The sequence below is a fragment of the Arthrobacter sp. SDTb3-6 genome (genome assembly GCF_013376095.1).
Classification (GTDB): domain Bacteria; phylum Actinomycetota; class Actinomycetes; order Actinomycetales; family Micrococcaceae; genus Specibacter.
The window spans coordinates 60,519-77,174 of sequence record NZ_JAAMFN010000008.1; the positions used below are offsets into that span (position 1 = coordinate 60,519).

At 63.9% G+C, this 16,656-nt stretch carries 17 protein-coding genes; 6 read left to right on the plus strand and 11 right to left on the minus strand.

Annotated features, from left to right (window positions below; translation table 11 throughout):
* The first annotated feature begins 10 nt into the window (after positions 1–10).
* Genes G6035_RS06035 through G6035_RS06045 form a run of 3 tightly spaced genes read left to right on the plus strand, consistent with a single transcriptional unit; the run spans position 11 to position 4,054 of the window.
* Entirely contained in the window at positions 11–1,108 is a 1,098-nt protein-coding gene (locus G6035_RS06035) for an ABC transporter ATP-binding protein (RefSeq protein WP_176616176.1), read from the plus strand.
* Positions 1,105–2,925, plus strand: coding sequence for an iron ABC transporter permease (locus G6035_RS06040; RefSeq protein WP_176616177.1), 1,821 nt, complete (start codon positions 1,105–1,107; stop codon positions 2,923–2,925). The genes G6035_RS06035 and G6035_RS06040 overlap by 4 nt, the downstream gene beginning before the upstream one ends.
* A 13-nt stretch (positions 2,926–2,938) precedes the next feature.
* Positions 2,939–4,054, plus strand: coding sequence for an ABC transporter substrate-binding protein (locus tag G6035_RS06045; protein ID WP_176616178.1), 1,116 nt, complete (start codon positions 2,939–2,941; stop codon positions 4,052–4,054).
* Between the two features lie 435 nt (positions 4,055–4,489).
* Here the strand turns inward: G6035_RS06045 and G6035_RS06050 are convergent, their stop codons facing one another.
* From G6035_RS06050 to G6035_RS06100, 11 genes are all read right to left on the minus strand, one after another.
* On the minus strand, positions 4,490–5,968 hold the full coding sequence (locus tag G6035_RS06050) for a family 20 glycosylhydrolase (RefSeq protein WP_176616179.1): 1,479 nt from the start codon (positions 5,966–5,968) through the stop codon (positions 4,490–4,492).
* A 60-nt stretch (positions 5,969–6,028) separates the two neighbouring features.
* Positions 6,029–6,349, minus strand: coding sequence for a hypothetical protein (locus G6035_RS06055; protein WP_176616180.1), 321 nt, complete (start codon positions 6,347–6,349; stop codon positions 6,029–6,031).
* A 12-nt stretch (positions 6,350–6,361) separates the two neighbouring features.
* The gene (locus G6035_RS06060; RefSeq protein WP_218062995.1) at positions 6,362–6,952 is read right to left on the minus strand and encodes an isochorismatase family protein; all 591 of its coding nucleotides are present in this window, start codon (positions 6,950–6,952) and stop codon (positions 6,362–6,364) included.
* Positions 6,949–8,394 (minus strand): cytosine permease, encoded by a 1,446-nt coding sequence (locus G6035_RS06065; protein WP_176616181.1) that lies wholly within the window; start codon positions 8,392–8,394, stop codon positions 6,949–6,951. The genes G6035_RS06060 and G6035_RS06065 overlap by 4 nt, the downstream gene beginning before the upstream one ends.
* A gap of 139 nt (positions 8,395–8,533) precedes the next feature.
* Positions 8,534–9,229 (minus strand): GntR family transcriptional regulator, encoded by a 696-nt coding sequence (locus G6035_RS06070; RefSeq protein ID WP_176616182.1) that lies wholly within the window; start codon positions 9,227–9,229, stop codon positions 8,534–8,536.
* 147 nt (positions 9,230–9,376) lie between these two features.
* Complete coding sequence (locus G6035_RS06075) at positions 9,377–9,577, minus strand: tautomerase family protein (RefSeq protein WP_176616183.1); 201 nt, start codon at positions 9,575–9,577, stop codon at positions 9,377–9,379.
* Between the two features lie 2 nt (positions 9,578–9,579).
* On the minus strand, positions 9,580–11,067 hold the full coding sequence (locus tag G6035_RS06080; RefSeq protein ID WP_176616184.1) for an aldehyde dehydrogenase: 1,488 nt from the start codon (positions 11,065–11,067) through the stop codon (positions 9,580–9,582).
* On the minus strand, positions 11,051–11,794 hold the full coding sequence (locus tag G6035_RS06085) for an alpha/beta fold hydrolase (protein ID WP_176616185.1): 744 nt from the start codon (positions 11,792–11,794) through the stop codon (positions 11,051–11,053). Before G6035_RS06085 ends, G6035_RS06080 begins: the two co-directional genes overlap by 17 nt.
* 6 nt (positions 11,795–11,800) lie before the next feature.
* Positions 11,801–12,352 (minus strand): amino acid synthesis family protein, encoded by a 552-nt coding sequence (locus G6035_RS06090; RefSeq protein ID WP_176616186.1) that lies wholly within the window; start codon positions 12,350–12,352, stop codon positions 11,801–11,803.
* The gene (locus G6035_RS06095; protein ID WP_176616187.1) at positions 12,349–12,969 is read right to left on the minus strand and encodes an amino acid synthesis family protein; all 621 of its coding nucleotides are present in this window, start codon (positions 12,967–12,969) and stop codon (positions 12,349–12,351) included. The genes G6035_RS06090 and G6035_RS06095 overlap by 4 nt, the downstream gene beginning before the upstream one ends.
* Before the next feature lies 1 nt (position 12,970).
* On the minus strand, positions 12,971–14,098 hold the full coding sequence (locus G6035_RS06100; RefSeq protein WP_176616188.1) for an LLM class flavin-dependent oxidoreductase: 1,128 nt from the start codon (positions 14,096–14,098) through the stop codon (positions 12,971–12,973).
* A 304-nt stretch (positions 14,099–14,402) separates the two neighbouring features.
* Here G6035_RS06100 and G6035_RS19985 point away from each other — a divergent pair, with 304 nt between their 5' ends.
* The 3 genes from G6035_RS19985 (at position 14,403) to G6035_RS06115 (ending at position 16,614) form a co-directional block, all read left to right on the plus strand.
* The gene (locus tag G6035_RS19985) at positions 14,403–14,831 is read left to right on the plus strand and encodes an ester cyclase (protein ID WP_176616189.1); all 429 of its coding nucleotides are present in this window, start codon (positions 14,403–14,405) and stop codon (positions 14,829–14,831) included.
* Positions 14,831–15,367, plus strand: a complete 537-nt coding sequence (locus G6035_RS19990; RefSeq protein WP_176616190.1) for a flavin reductase family protein — start codon at positions 14,831–14,833, stop codon at positions 15,365–15,367. The genes G6035_RS19985 and G6035_RS19990 overlap by 1 nt, the downstream gene beginning before the upstream one ends.
* A gap of 149 nt (positions 15,368–15,516) precedes the next feature.
* The gene (locus G6035_RS06115) at positions 15,517–16,614 is read left to right on the plus strand and encodes an alanine--glyoxylate aminotransferase family protein (protein WP_176616191.1); all 1,098 of its coding nucleotides are present in this window, start codon (positions 15,517–15,519) and stop codon (positions 16,612–16,614) included.
* The last annotated feature ends 42 nt before the right edge of the window (positions 16,615–16,656 follow it).

Genomic DNA, 16,656 nt, shown 5'->3' on the forward strand with positions numbered 1-16,656 from the left:
AGGAACTGTTATGAAAATAAGCATCCAGAATCTTCAACTAAAGTATGGCGATTTCACTGCCATAGAAAATCTCAACCTCGACGTCGGGGATGGTGAAGCACTGGTGCTGCTCGGCCAGTCCGGCTGCGGCAAGACGAGCACCATGCGCTGCCTGGCAGGGCTGGAAGAGCCGAGCGCGGGACGAATCATTATCGACGACGTGGTGGTATTCGACTCCGAAAAGGGCATCAACCTGCCGCCCAACAAGCGCAATGTGGGAATGGTGTTCCAGTCCTATGCGGTGTGGCCCCACATGACCGTCTTCCAAAACGTTGCATATTCGCTCCGGATGCAAAAGATCTCGAAAAAGGAGATTCAGGACCGGGTCATGGAAGTGCTGACGATGGTCGGGCTGGAGAAATTTGCACCCCGCGGTGCAAGCCTGCTCAGCGGCGGGCAGATGCAGCGCGTTGCCCTGGCCCGCAGCCTGGTCATGCGCCCCAGTGTCTTGATGCTCGATGAGCCGTTGTCCAACCTTGATGCCCGCCTCCGCGACCGTCTCCGGGTGGAACTGCGCGAAATCCAGCTCCGGCTCGGCCTCACCTGTGTCTACGTCACCCATGACCAGCACGAGGCCTTCGCTCTCGCGGACCGCATTGCCCTCCTCCAGAGCGGGCGAATCGTGCAGATCGGCGCGCCCCGGGAGATGTATGAAACCCCGGCCAGCGCATCCATCGCCCACTTTCTCGGGGTATCGAACGTGATGGACTGCGACAAGGTGGAGGTGGAAGACAGCTTGGCTGCAGCGAACATCGCAGGGCACAACGTCAAGGTCCGGTCCTCCCAGTCTGTGCCGTCCAACGTGGCTGACATGAGGCTGTGCATCCGCGCCGAAGATCTCCAAGTCACGGCCCGCCCCCAGGAATCATTGAATTCATGGAAGGGAACGGTTCGCGTTGCCGGCTTCCAGGGAAACGACATCCGCTATGCCGTGGAACTGGAGGGCGGCCTGGAACTGGATGCCCTCGGCACCATCAAGCGCGGCGAACAGCACGACGTCGGAGACACAGTCTGGGTGACTGTCGATCCCAACGAGGTTCAGCTCCTCCCGGCTGAGGTGTACGCATGAGCCTCAAAGCCCCCTCCCCCGTAGACACCAGCTTCACCAGGGACCTGCCTGTTCCGGTGAGGAAGCCGTTCCCTCGCCGGATCCGTACGCTGGCAAGCTTCAGGAAGAGTTGGCCCACAACGCTGATCATCGTCATCCTGGCGATACTGGTGGTGCTCCCGTTGGCCCTTGTCCTGCTGGCCGCCTTCTCCAGCTCGGTGCCCCGGCCCGGGAATATCTCCCTGGGCAACCTCACCTTGGACAACCTGGCTTTCCTTGGCAGTCCCGAGGCCCTCGGTGCACTTGGCAACTCGCTCATCGTGGGCGCCGGCTCGGCGGTTATCGCCCTGGTCATCGGGGCGTTCCTTGCCTTCATCTGCGCCCGCTCCGATGCCCCCATGCGCCGGTTCATCTTCTTTATCGGCATGGCTCCAATGTTCATCCCGGCACTCGTCGGCGCGCTGGCCTGGTCCCTCCTGTCGTCCCCAAGCGCCGGATATATAAACATCCTGCTCAGGGATTTGGGCCTGGATTTCGTCATCAATATCTACAGCCTGCCGGGACTCATTTTTGTGCTGGGAATCTTTTACGCGCCCTACGCCTTCCTGCTCATGCACAGTTCGCTATCCATGATGAACGCCGACCTTGAAGAAGCAGCAACCGTCCACGGCGCACCGATGCGGACCATGCTCCGCACCGTCACGCTGCCGCTGGCGCTCCCGGCGCTGCTGGGATCCGCAGTCCTGGTGTTCGCCCTGACCATGGAAAACTTCCCCGTGGCACAGGTCATTGGAAACCCCGGCGGCGTCGACACGCTTCCGACGTATATTTACCGGCTGATGAGCGCCACCCCCGCCAAGAGCAACCAGGCCGCCAGCATCGCCGTCGTCCTCACCGTCGCCCTGCTGGTGATCACCGTGGTACAGCAACGAATCATCAACAAGCGCAAATTCACGACCGTGACGGGCAAGGGAAACCGGCCCCGGCAGGTACCTTTGCGGAGCCTGCGCTGGCCCTTTACGATTCTCGCGCTGGCCTACTTCGCCGTCTCCGTGGTCTTGCCGATGCTGGCACTGCTGGCAGCGTCAATGCAGTCAAGTCCCTTCGTCGCATCGATCTCACAGCTCTTCGATTCAGGAGCCCTGACCTTTTCGAAGCTTGGGGAAGTCTTTACGTCCCACGATTTCCAGCTTGCGCTGCGCAACAGCGTCCTCGTGGCCCTCATCGCAGCTGCAGCCGGCACAACGTTGAGCTTCGTTGCTTCCTACATCCGGTACCGCACCAAGGCCAAGGGCGGGGCGGCCATTGAAATGATTGCGATGACCCCGCTTGCGGTCCCAGCCATCGTGATGGGCATCGGCCTGCTGTGGACGTGGCTGCTGCTGCCCCTTCCCGTCTATGGCACCCTGGCCATTTTGGCCATCGCCTGCGTGGCGGTCTTCCTGCCGCAGGGCTACCGCGGCATCTCGGCATCGATGCTTCAGATGGACCAGGATCTGGAGGACAGCGCCGTGATGTTGGGGGCGCGTCGTGCACGGGCCATTGTCTCGGTCACCCTGCCCCTAATGAGGGTCGGCATCACGTCGTCATTCCTGCTTTTCCTCATGCTCTCGATGCGCGAATTGAGTGCCTCCATCTTTTTGTTCACGTCCAATACGCGCATCCTGTCAATCCTTGTCTTCGATGACTTTGACAACGGGCAGAGCCAGGCTGCTGCGGCAGTCAGCGTGCTCTACTGCATCGTTATCGCCGTACTAGCCATCGCCGCCCAGCTCGTTGGCGCGGAACGCAAATCCAAAAAACGCTCACTCAAATCCGAAGTCCACACCAAGAATTGAAGGGATCAAAACCATGAAGCTATCCTCCAAAATCCCCGTAATCGGAACCGGTCTACTACTGGTCATGGGCATGGCCGCCTGCGGCAGTGCCGACGCCAGTTCCAGCGTCGTGACAGGCGCCGCATCCGTCAACACGACCAATGGGCTGGTCATTAACGGTGAAACCATCGCGGACAAGACCACCTACGACAAGGCCAAGACCGAGACGCTTTCCCTCTACTCCGGTTATACGGAGTCGTCGGAGGCTGCCCTGGTTGCCGCGTTCACCAAGGACACCGGCATCAAGGTCAATGTCGTGCGCCTCACCCCGAACAAACTCAGTGAGCGCGTGCTGTCCGAAAAGGGGGCCGGCAAACTCGGCGCCGACGTCATTCGCACCTCCGATTACCGGATCGCGAAGTCCATGGAAGACGCCGGGGTATGGCAGAACTACGACGTCCCTGGGGCGTCAAAGTTCAAGGACGTCTCCATTGACGGTGGAAAGTTCACCCGGATGTTCGACTCCGTCTACACGCTTGGTTACAACACCCAGCTTGTTAAGGAAGCGGATGCCCCCACGTCCTGGGCTGATGCCGTCAGCGGCAAATGGCAGGGAAAGATTGGCATCGTCCAAGGCGGCTCCGGCGGCAGCACGGCTGCCCTGAACAGGTTCATGGATTCGAAACTCGGACCGGACTATTTCAAGTCCTATGCCGCACAGAAGCCGACCATCTACGACTCGTTGGGCGCAGAGGCAACAGCTCTGGCCCGCGGTGAAGTCGCCGTCGGAACCGTCACCATCAGCGGAACGAACCTCTCTGCGGTGCAAGACAAGGCGCCCGTCAAATTTATCGTTCCGAAGGAGGGCCTGGTCGCCTATGACTATTTCCTGGGCATGACCAGTTCAGCGAAAAACACTGACGCAGCCAAGGTGTTCATGAACTACAACCTCTCCAAGCAGGGACAGAAAATCTTTGGGCAGCTTGGCGAATACCCCGTCCGCACCGATGTGGCGCCTCCCACCATCATGGGTGTTCAGCTCCCTGCCATTGACTCGGGCAAGGTCTACCGGATGACCAACGCGGATGCCATCAACTTTGGCAAAAGCGATCTTGCCAAGTGGAACCAGGTCTTCGGGTACACCAAATAATTAGACCCCTATCAGCGTTACCGTTGGCCTTCGGCAACCTCCCCGCGAGGCCGAAGGCCAACGGACGTTTAATGGGCCCCATCAGAACCCGGAAGCGGCCGACCGGGGCTGCCTACATGGCCACTTCCCTGACGCCGGCACAAGGGGTTCCGGAGTTCACAAGGTCCCTGCTTCGCGTCCGTCGGGGCCTGGGGAACGGCCTGCATTGGCGTTGGGGGCCTGTCCTCGCGGGAGGAATGTCCCCAGCTACGACTGCGCCACGCGTGAGGGCCTCCTCGGCAACATGGCCAAGGCTACGCGCGGCGCACGCGGCGCCCTCAATACAGCCGGTCCCGCTACCCGCTGAACAACTTTGTAGACGGCATGGTGCGTTCCACAGCGAGCGCGGACGACGTCCTTTCAGGCCTACAGACAGGACGGCCGCCCGTCCATTGGTCAGTCCAAAAGCTCCCGTCCCGGCCACCTTGCCACCGCTCGGGCCTGTGCAGTGAACTCCTCAAAGGAAAGCCCCGCGACAGCCCCGGCCCACATCTTTTGGGCCAGCACCCCGAAGGCCGGCTTCACCAGGTCGTGGACGGCGCGCTCGTTGTAGGCGAGCAGGACCAGGTCGTTCCAGACGGCCGAGGCCGCGCCCAGCAGCTGTGGGTGCCGCGGTTCCAGGTCCAGGCCGTCGCCAAAGACGTGCGGCTCCCAACTGTCAAACAATGCCCGGGCGTCCAGCCCGTGGCCGTGGTAGTAGTCCGCAAACGGCACAATGTACAGGAGCGCGTCGTCGGTGTTGATGACGCGGTAGCCGTCCGCCACGGCCGCCCGGCCGCTGTACCAGTCCTTGTTCCAGGCGCACACCACCACGTCGCGGCTGTAGCCGTCCGGGCCCGGTGCGCCGGCGCCACCGGACATCACGGTCAGGCTGCCCCACGCCATCGGGTCCTTCCCGAGTGCCCGGACATGGGCGCTGATGGCGTTGAAAAACGCCCGGTATTCCTCCGAGTGTCCGCGGGCGTATTCGTCGGCCCCGAAGTGGACGGCCGGGCCGCGGAACCACGGCACAAACTCGCTGAACACGTCCTTGACCAGCTCGGTGGTCGCCGGCCTGCCCAGGTCCAGCATGTCCGAGTCGCCGCCGTCGAGCCCCATCTCCGGACGCCAACGGGTGAAACTCCTTGCATGCGCCGGCACGTCAATCTCCGGCACCAGCCGCACCTGCCGCAGCGCCGCCTCGTCCTCGAAGGAGTCCCAGTCGGCGCGGCTGTAGGAGCCGTCCTCCGCGGCAAGTCCCGCCAGCCACGGCGAATCCGAGGCCAGCCGGAACGCCTGCTGCGCCGCGGTCCACGGCCGTTGGGTGTTCGAGGTGATCTCATTGTCATTGAGGTGGACCAGGAAAGTGTTCAGCTTGTACCAGCTCATGAACCGGAGCCAGTCCCGCAGCGCCGCCGGATCGGCAAAGCGGCGGCCCACGTCCAGCATGAAGCCGCGCACCGGGTAGTTCGGCCAGTCGACGGCGGTCCCGCCCGGCAAAGTGGTGGAGGCCGAGAGCATCTGCAACAGGCTGCGCGTGCCCCAGTAGACGCCGGCCGCCGTCCGGGCACTGACGCGCACGCCGCCGTCGACCTCCAGCACATACCCTTCGGCAGCTGCAGTGGCATTGTCCGCGGGGAACTCCAGCGCGGGGTCCAGCGCCAGCACGATGGTGCCGGCGCCCGCACCGTCCCCGGCGCTGCCGGAGAGCCCGGCCAGCTCGGCCATGTCCGCCAGCAGTGTGGCGGCCACCTCCGCCAGCTCGGGCGGATGCACGACGACGAATCCCTCCCCGAGGCGGGTGCCCCCCTCCCCCGGGGTCCAATGCTGGAGGGAGGGGATGACCGTCGGGGCAGCGGCCAGGTGGGCGTCGGCACCGGGCACGGGGAGGGGCATGGGGGAACCTTTCCAGGATGGCTGCGGTTGAAGTGAGACTACCGGCTTCGCCGCCGGCGACTACCCATGGGCTTTCCCGTCGTCAAATTCCAGGTGGGCCTGCAGGCAGCCGTTGCCGTCGACCCACCCCTTTGACGTGGCGTAGTCAACCATGGAAGCCAGTTCCGCCTCCCACGCCGGCGTCGCCGCGTCCCCTGCCAGCCCACGCAGGCCGGCCGGCCGAAGGAAGGCGTGGCCGCCGTCGACAGTGCCAAGCTGGGCAGCCTGCAGGGCTTGCGCGAGCTGTCCCCCGTCCAGTCCGCCGGTAACCTCAACATGGAGGCGCTTGGTGTCATCCGGGTTGAGCAGCCTGACTCCGGCCGGCGTCACTTCAACAATCATTTCTTCCTTCTTTCAGGGCTGCAGGGCGGGCGCGGAAATTTCCGGGGACACGCCCAGCAATTCCGTGCTGGTGACCACGGTACACAGGGGCGCCAGCAGTTGCAGCAGCGCCAGCGTCTGGGCCTGCGCCTCATCGCTGACCGCCGCGCAGGCGTCGGAGACCACCGTAACGAACCGTCCGGCGTCGACGGCGCCCAGGGCCGTTGAGAGGATGCAGCAGTCCGTGGCCACACCTGTCAGGATCATTTCCGAACCTACGGGGATGAGCTCTTCAAGCTCGGGTCCCCACTTGGAAAATGTCCCCTTCGAAACTATGGCGGCGCCGGCCGGCGGGGCCATTGTGATGTCCCAGAGACTGTGCGCGCCGGGCCGGCGCATCTCATGCCAGCGGTCGTAGTAGCTGCTCCAGGCGCCGGGCTCCCGGGGGTCGGCCACGAACATCGTGAAAACCGCCGGCCCCTCCAGACATTTGTCCAGCGCCTCGATGACCGGCACGATCTCGTCATACCGCGGCACGTACCACTGGCTGCCTTTGTCACGGAAGCAGTGCTGCATGTCGACTGCGACGAGCGTCCTGCGGCGGACAGGGACCCCGGCGCTCACCGCCCCGCCCGCTGGGCTGCAGGAGCTGGCTGCGCGGCCATGACATCGGCAACTGGATGCCGGAGCCCGGACAGGGGGCGCAGCCTGTAGGTGGCAAAGTACACGACCGCCGCAACGGCCGCGGCCACGAACATGCTCAGGTCCCCCGCATCGGGGATGGCTGCGGCCACCGGCCCCGTGTACAGGGAGGAGACCCAGAAGGGAACCGAGCCAAGCACGCCGGCGGCCCAGGCCACGAAGCCCCACTCAAACTTGCGCGACTTGTCGAACAGCTCGGCCATGCCCTGCTTCGACTGGCGGCCGCCGAGGTAGTAGTCGCAGATCAGGACGGTTGCGAACGGTGCAATGAAGTAGGCCGTCAGGTTGAGGAAGACGGAGAAGCCCTCGTAGATTCCGTTTTGGCCCCACAGGGCAACCAGGTAGGAGGCCACGCAGATGAACACGACGCCGGTGGTCCGTTTGACTGGCACCCCCATGGTCTGGATTGATATGGCGCCGCCGTAGACGTTAAGGAAGTTCTGCGAGAAGGAGGAAAGTGCAATGGCCAGCAGTCCCGGAACAGCCCAAGGTCCCATGAGCTGGTTCAGCGCCGTGATCGGGTCGGTGGTGGTTGCGGTGCCGGCCAGCACGACGCCGACGATCCCCATCCAGGCGATGGTCACGAAGTTCCCGAGCATGGTGAAGATGCCGGTGCCGCGGCGCACGGACCCCGTGTCCGGCAGGTAGCGGGAGTAGTCCGAGGCGAATGGCAGCCAGGCCACCAGGAATGCCAGGAAGTAGCCAAAGAAGGTGACCCAGCTGCCGGCGCCGATGAATCCTTCAGCGTGCGGGTTGCCTGTCAAGGTGACGCCGCCGCGGGAAACCGTGACGATGGTGATCAGCAGGAAGCCGAAGAACAGCACGATCGCCAGGATCCGCTGCAGGAAGTGGATGAGGTTGTAGCCGATGACGGCAACGAGGAGCTGCAGCAGCATCAGGCCCAAGGCGGCGAGCCAGAACGGCAAATGCGTCAGCTCGTGCAGCGCCTTGCCGCCGAGAATGACGGTGACCGCCGCCCAGCCGACGCCGGCAAAGACGTTGACGTAGGCCACGGGGAACAGGTTGCCGATGAAGCCAAGAGGTCCGCGGGCCTGCATCTGCTGGGGAACGCCGAGCCGGACGCCCATGCGGGACATCAGGCCCATGATGGTGGAACCAATAAGGGCGCCGGCGAGGATTGCCACGACCGCTTGCGCCATGGACAGGCCAAAGTAGGCTGCACTGAAGCCCAGGACGATGATGGGGAAGTTCATGCCGGCGGCAAACCAGATGAAGAACTGGGAGCTGGGCTTGCCGTGCCGTTCCACGTCGGGGATGTGTTCCACGCCGTAGGGTTCAATCTTGGTCAGGCTGTCCCGGTAACCCCGGTCAGCGGCAACACTTGACTCACTGTTTTGCGACATGTCTGCCGTCCTATCGGTCAATTCTTGCGAAAGTGGGTGCGGTCCAGCGCCACGGCACCCGCATTGGTGCCGCGTTCTGAAATCGCTCGGTTGTGGGGTGGGGTGGGCCTCGCTGGGCCGGCCCTGGGCTAGCCGGCGGCTAGTTTCTGTCTTGGCGTGAAACGGAGTCCATCATGACTTCGCGGGAGGAGGCCCACACGTGGTCCTTCATGGCCAGCTCCGCGCCGACGCTGTCCTTGGCGGTGATTAGTTCCAGGACCTGGCGGTGTTCCGCCGTGGACCTGGAAAGCCGCCCGGGATGCTGAACGGAGGTGAGGACCAGGTGGTGGTATGCAAGCTGGTTCATGAGCGTTCGGTAGTGTTGGGCAAGTTTGAGGTTGTCTGACCCGGTGATGAGGGTTTCGTGAAATTCGTGCACCAGGTTGGCGTAAGCGGTGCTGTCATTGCGCAGCACCGCCAGTTCGGAAGCCTCCACATTTGTCCGGAGGGTGTCCAGCTCGGGAATCTGCCCGCGCCGGGCCATCAGGCGTGCTGCGAGGCCCTCCAGCGTTTCTTTCACTTCAAACATTTCAAGAATCTCGCGTCGGGTGATTTCCCGAACAAAGGTGCCCACCTTGGGTCGGATTTCCACGAGTCCCTCGATTTGCAGCTGCTTGAGGGCTTCACGCACGGGCGTCCGGCTGACTGCATAGTACTCAGCCAGCCGCACCTCCGAGAGTGCGGTTCCAGGCTTGTAGTCCCCGCCCAGAATGAGCTCACGAATCCTGTCAAGCAACGTGGTCTCGCCCAGCGAATCATCCACTGCTGTGTCCTGGCTCACAATACCTTCTTGCATGGTAGAAATCCTATTTTGAAGCTTGCATGCATGTCAATAGATGTTCACCAATTCGGCGAACTCACTTCCATGGAGGGAAAACGTGGCAAATCAGGCCGTCTTGGCTTTTTGCCGAGTCATGACGGGCAGCCTATCTACCATGCAACATCACCCGGAACTGGCGTCCAGTTCCGTGAGGGTGACGTCGCCCGTGGCCCAGTGGTCCCGGGGCACCTCGCGAACGATGATGCGGATGTGCTCCGGACGCGCGGCGGTGGTGCGTTCCACCGCCGCATGGACCTCGTGGATCATGGACCGCACCTGAGCGGCTGTCCGGCCGGCCGACAGGGTCACTTCAATGAGCGGCATGGTCAGCCTCTCATGATAAACGGGTCGTCCACGGGAGCGTCGTTGGTGTTGATCCACACACTCTTGAGGCGGGTGTACTCGCGGATGGTCTCCGTGCCGTGCTCCACACCCACACCGCTGCTCTTGAACCCCTGCCGGGGCGACATGGGAGACATGGCACGGTAGGTGTTGACCCAGATGGTGCCCGCGTCCAGCCGTCCGGCCAGGCGGTGGGCACGGGAGAGGTTCTGCGTCCACAGCCCGGCCGCCAGGCCGTACTGGGTGTCATTGGCCAGGCGGACCACCTCGTCCTCCGTTTCGAAGGGCATGATCGCGGCCACCGGGCCAAAAATCTCCTCGCGGACAACGCGCATGCTGTTGTCCACCCCCGTCAGGACCGTGGGCTCGAAGAAGTAGCCGCCCAGACCCCCGTCGATGGACCGCCCGCCGGTGAGGACCTTGGCACCCTCGCTGACGCCCAGGTCCACGTAGCCGGCCACCTTGTCTCGTTGCGTGGCAAAGGCCAGGGGGCCCAGCTCTGTCGCGTCCTCCAGCGGATCGCCGATCACGATCGACGCCGCCCGCGCGGACACCCGTTCCAGAAGTTCGTCGTAGACGGACTTGTGGGCAAAGACGCGGCTTCCGGCAATGCAGGTTTGCCCGGCGGCCGCGAAGATGCCGGCCACCACGCCCATTGCGGCGTTGGCGACGTTGGCGTCTTCGAAGACGATGTTGGGCGACTTGCCGCCAAGTTCCAGGGTGGCACCGATGAACCGCGACGCGGCACTTGAGGCGATCCGCGAGCCTGTCTGCGTACTGCCGGTAAAGGAGATCTTGGCCAGCTTCGGATGGTCCACCAGTGAGGCCCCGGCCTCGCCACCAAACCCCGTCACCACATTGACCACACCCGGCGGGAATCCGGCTTCGATGACCAGCTCGGCCAGACGCAACACTGTGGCCGAGGTATATTCGCTGGGTTTGACCACCATGGTGTTTCCAGCTGCCAGGGCCGGCGCCAGCTTGCTGGTAGTCAGGGTCAGCGGCGAGTTCCAGGGCGTGATGGCACCCACCACGCCCACCGGTTCCCGCATGGTGTAGTTCAGCACCGTCTTGTCCGACGTCGGGATGACGTCGCCCTGGATCTTGTCCGCCAGGCCGGCGTAGTAATAGTAGTACTCGGGAAGGGAGGCCATCTGCCCGCGCATTTCACGCAGCAATTTGCCATTGTCCAGGGTTTCCATCCGGGCGAGTTCCTCGGCATGTTCGCCAATGACGTCCCCCAGCCGGCGCAGCAGGTGCCCACGGCGGGTCTGGCTCAAGTCCCTCCAGCGCGGGTCCTCAAAGGCACGCTGTGCCGAGTCAACGGCCTTCGAGATGTCTTCCGAATTGCCGCGGGCAGCAGAATACAAGACCTCCAGCGTGGCCGGATTGGTGCTTTCGAAATATTCGCCACTGGCAGGCGCCACCCACTCGCCGCCGATGAAGTGGCCGTAGCTACGGATAGTTGACATTGATTTTCTCTCCAATAAACGACGTGAGGGCGGTGGCCAGGGCTTCTGGGTCTTGGACCGGCAGCATGTGCCGGGCATGGGGAACAACGACGGCGGTGCAGTCCGGCATGGCCCCCGCCAGCCGGTGCGTCATCTCCGGGGTCGAGCCGGGATCGTCCGCACCGGTGACGGCCAGGGCAGGAACAGCTATTTTGGGCAGTTCCAGGGACAGCCCTTCATCCGCGGTGGCAAAGACGCGGTAGCAGTTCAGGTACGACTGGACGTCGTTGCCCAGGAGGACCCGCCGGGTCTGCGCAACGACGGAATTTGGTGCCGCCGTCGCATCTGGGAACCAGCGCTCCAGGGATGCTTCGACACTGGCCGGAAAGTCCCCGGCGGCCAGGGCCAGCCGCGCCAGGACAGCCGAGCGCTCCTCTGGGGTGCGCCGGCACACGGAGCTGACCGAGGTCAGGCTCGCCAGCAGCCCTGGCCGGTGGCTGGCCAGATGCTGGCCCACCAGGGCGCCGAGGGAAAAGCCCACGAGGTGCGTCCCCGGTTCCAGCATCCCGGCAATGTCGTCCGCGAGATCGGACAAGGTGACGTCCGCCGGCGCGGGCGGCCGCGTCCCGTGACCCAGGAGGTCCAGGGCACGGACGTCAAATTGCGTCCCCAGCCGCCCAGCCAACTGATGCCACATGGTGTGGTCCAGGCCCACGCCGTGCAACAGGACCAGGGTTGCCTTGGCCATCGCCGGCTACTGTTCCGTGGACAGCGCGGCCAGGCGCTGCTGTGGACGGCCCTGGGATGCGGCCGCGAGTGCAACGATGATTTCATCCGCGTGCGGGGCATCGTCAATGCGCACTTCCACACTTTGGTGGTGCGAGCGGATGGTGGCGTCGGTGATGTGCTTGAGGGGAATGTCGAAAATTGTGCCGGCCGTGGCGCGCTTCTCCACCGCCGGCAGCAGCGTCGTGGCGTTGGCGGCCTTGCGGAAGTGGTCACCAAACTTCAGGGTGTGGATGAGGGCCGATCCGTGCTCCACTTCGCCGTTCAGCCCGACGATCGCAGCCTTGCCGTAGGCTTCTGCAGGTGTCCCCAGCGCCGCAAGTACGGCGGGGGCCAGCAACGCGCCAAGATCGGATGCCGTGGCGTCAATGCCGGCCGAGAGGTCTTCCACGAATCCCTGGCCGGCCCACGGGTTCTCAATCACGGCGGCCACAATTGCCACGCGCGCCGCCGGCGAGACGGCCCGGCCGCCCTCCTGCGAGATTTCTTCAATGACAGTGACTACCTTGCGAATTTTCATGCGAATACGTGCTCCAATTTCTCTGCTGTGACAACTTGGTCGGTTTTCCGGTCACCGATGCGTGCGTGCGGCCGCGGCCCGGTGGAGGCCGCCGCGATGACAACAATCTCGTCGGGGCGGGGCCCGTCGGAGACCCGGGCGGCAATGGTTTGGTAGTGGCTGCGGGTGGCCGGTGCGTGCTTGTGCCACATCGGGACAATGAGTGCCTGCCCGGCATCCGATCTGCTGTCGGCAAAGCAGATGATGGACTCGCCCTCCAGGAATTCCCGGAAGAGGTTCCCGAAGTAAGGGGTGTGGATCAACGCTCCGCCGTGCTCAATTTCGCCGGCCGTGCCGACAATGGCTGCCTTGCCGAACGCCTCAATCTCCTCCGCCCCGCCAAGGGCCGCCTTGAGGCGGTCCGAAAGGGCACGCGCCAGGTGCGGCGCAACGGCCTCGGCCTGCCCGGCCAGGACCTCGCCCGGACCAGTGCCCAGCCATGGATTGCGGATCACGGCCGCCACGGTGGCCCGAACGGCAGGGACCGCTGGAGGCGCGCCGTGTTCATCCTTGACGTCCTCCTGGTAAAGGACAATCTTGCGCAGCCAGTCTGACAACTTTGTCGCAGTGGCCGCCATCCTAGTTGCTGCCCGTGAATTGCGGCATGACGTGCTCCGAGAAGAGCTCCAGGCTTCGCATGGACTTCTTGTGGTCCAGCCCGGGGTGGGTGGTCCAGAGCATCATGTGTTCCAGGCCGACCTCCCGCTTGAGCTCGGCGATCTTCTCGGCAACGAACTCGGGTGTGCCAACCAACATGTTGCGGTCCATCAGGAAGTCAAAGTCGAGCTTGTGCGCATCCGTCAGTTCTTCGCCGTCCTCCATCATGTTGGAAAGCCCGCGCCAGTGGGTGATCCACTTGTATGTGTTCATGACGGCCTGCTCAAACTCCTCGCGGGCCTGTTCCATGGTGTCAGCCACATAGACGTCGCGCACCAGGGCAATCCCCTCGCCCAGCGGCACGTCGCGGCCCTGGGCCTTGGAAGCTTCCTCGCGGTACAGCTCAAAGCGCGGCTTGAGGGCAGAGACCGGAGGCAGCCAGAAGATGCCTTGGATGCCGTCCCGGCCGGCACTGGCAATGGAGCGCGGGGTGTCGATGACCTGCCAGAGCGGCAGCTCCTCCTGGAACGGCTTGGGAACCACCGACATCTTGGTGATGATGCCATCTTCGGTGAAGTCGCTGGTGGCCGGCGAAAGCGGGTGGCTCCATTTGACCCCGGGCTTGGGGAATTCGTAAAAACGGCCCTTGTGGCTGAAGAAGTCCTGCGTCCATGCCTTGCGCATGACTTCCAATGTTTCCGCGAACAGGGCGCGGTTTTGTTCCTGGTCGCGGGGATCCGCCAGCTCATTCAGGTTCAGGGCCTCCCGCCCATAGAGGCCGCGTCCCACGCCCACCTCCACGCGACCGTCGGAGAACTGGTCCAGCAGTGCCAGGTCCTCGGCGAGGCGCAGCGGGTGCCAGAAGGTGGCGATGGCGGCTGCCTGGCCGATGCGGATGGTGGAGGTCCGCGCCGCAATGTCAGTGCCCATCATGACGGGGTTCGGCGTCAGCTCCTGGCCCTCGTGGCCAAAGTGGTGCTCGGTGTACCAGGTAGACCAAAACCCGTAGCGTTCGGCCGCCTGCGCGTACTCTCGGGCATCTTTCATGTGCTGGTTGTAATTTTTCAAGTCACCGGGAGCACCCAGCGCATGGAAGATGGAGAAGCGCATTGGTATAGCCTTTCGCTCCGCTGCAGCGTTGCAGCGAATTTGTCAATGGTGTGGTGCATTGTCCGTCGACTTCAACGTCAACACATCTTGCATGGTAGCGACTATATGCATCGACGTTCATTGAAGTCAACGACTTTGCCTCACCGGCATAGTCATGGAGTAAAAAAATCCCATAAATAACGGTAATTTTGGTCTAAACTACGGAAATCCACATCACAAACGGCCAGCACCTTTGACTTGGCATTGTGAGCTGCATTACCGTTGGTGCCATACATCAGAACGTTTTGAGGAGGAGTTTTCACCCATGTCCAAGGAATCGGAGCTGAAGGCGCACGTCCGCCGGGTATGGCACTCAGTGTGGGACGAAGGCGACGTTGACGCGCTCGATGCGCTGCTGGCCGACGGTTTCACCCGCGTCACGGAGGGTTCGTCGTCACCCCTCGATGCGGCGGCATACAAGGGCGCGGTCAGGACAACCCGCGCCGCATTTCCTGACCTTAAGACCACTGTCGAGGACCTCGTCGAGGAGGACGGCCACCTGGCCATCTTTTGGAGCAGCACCGGCACCCACAGCAACGAACTGTTTGGGGTTCCGGCCACGGGCAGGACAGTACAAACGTTCGGGGTGAACTTCTGCACCTTCACCGACGGCAGGCTCTTCCACGAGCGCGTGACCTGGGATCCGCGCCAACTGCTCAACGCCCTTGGCATTACTTCACTAGGAGAAGATTGATGACTGAAACCGTGGTCCCCGGCATCGCAGACCGGGACGTGGATGAACCCGATCCGCTCATGGTCCGGGGATTCAACAAGCAATTCATTACGGGCGTCACGGTTGTCACCACGCGCGAGGGCGACAAGCCACGCGGCCTGGCGGTGAACGCCTACGCTTCCATCTCCTTCGATCCCCCGCTGATCATGGTGTGCATCCAGCGCACCTCCTCGACGTATCCGGCGCTTCACGCAGCGACCCACCTGGGCGTCAACATCCTCAGCAACCGCCAACGCGAGGTGGTGAATGTATTTTCGTCCAAGTCCGACGACAAGTTCGCTGAATTTGACTGGCACGGCGGGCCCCACGGTTCACCGCTGATCGACGGTTCCGCGGCCATGCTCGAGGCGGAAATCCGGGAGCGCTTCCAGGCGAAAACCCATACGGTATTCATCTGCCGCGTCCGCCATGCCGAAGTCAACGACGTGGCACCGATGGCGTACAAGGCCGGCAAGATTCTCGACGGCGGCGGGCTGACCGAGATTCCAGAGCGCTAGTGGCCCGGTGCCCGCTCCGGCACGGACGGGCCGCACCGCCTGTAACCGTACCCGCCGAGGTCGTGCATGACGCGCTGGGTGCGATGAAATGGCGCTGCCAGCGGCGCATATGCTGTAGAGGAACCTTCCGCGCACACCAAGGAGCTTCCATGACCGAGACCCTCACCTACCGCCACCTGTTCGGGCCGGGACCGAGCAATTGCTACCCGGAGGCAGTCTCGGCCATCGCGGCCCCGATCCTGGGCCACCTGGACCCCCTGTTCATCGAAATGCTCGACGACACCTGCGAGGGCCTGCGCGAGGTCTGGGGCACCACGAACGCCCGAACCCTTCCGCTCAGCGGCACGGGCTCGCTCGGCATGGAGGCCGCGTTCGTCAACACCATCGAAAAGGGCGACGTGGCCGTCGTCGCGGTCAACGGCCTCTTCGGCGAGCGCATGTGCGAGGTGGCCCGCCGCGCCGGCGCCGAGGTGGTGCGCGTGGACCACGAGTGGGGGCGGCCGATCGACCCCGAGCGCGTCGCCTCCGCCCACCCCGCCCCCAAGGTGATCGCCGCCGTCCACGCCGAAACCTCCACCGGCGTCCGCTCCGACATCGCCGCGCTGGGCAAGCTGAAGGGTGATGCGCTGCTCATCACCGATGCCGTCACCTCCATTGGCGGCCTGGAGCTGAAGGCCGACGACTGGGGCATCGACGTCGGCTATGCCGGCACGCAGAAATGCCTCGGCGTCTCCCCCGGCCTGGCCCCCTTCACCATTTCCGACGCCGCCTTCGAGCGCCGCGTCAAGGACCCGCGGTCCTGGTACCTGGACATCGGCCTGCTCGGCGGGTACGTCGGAGCGGCCAGCGGCAGCAAGCGCACGTACCACCACACGGCCCCGGTGGCCATGATTGCCAGCCTGCAGGCAGGCCTCGGCCGCATCCGCAATGAAGGGCTCGACGCGGTCCAGGCACGCCACGCCGCCGCCGGCCTTGCCCTCCAGGACGGCCTGCAGGACATGGGCCTGGAGCTGTTTGCCGCCGAAGGGTCCCGCCTGCCCAGCCTGACCACCGTCCGCGTGCCCGACGGCGTCCATTCCGCCGTGGTGCGGTCCTACCTGCTGGAGAACTTCAGCCTGGAAATCGGGGCCGGCGCCGGCAAGTTCGCGGACACCGTGTGGCGGATCGGCATGATGGGGCCCAACGCGAACCCGGCCTCCGTGGTGCTGGTGCTCGGCGCGCTGAAGGAAGCACTCGCGAAGGCATAGGGCAGGCAGCAGGCCCGGTGCGGGATGCACCGGGCCTGCACA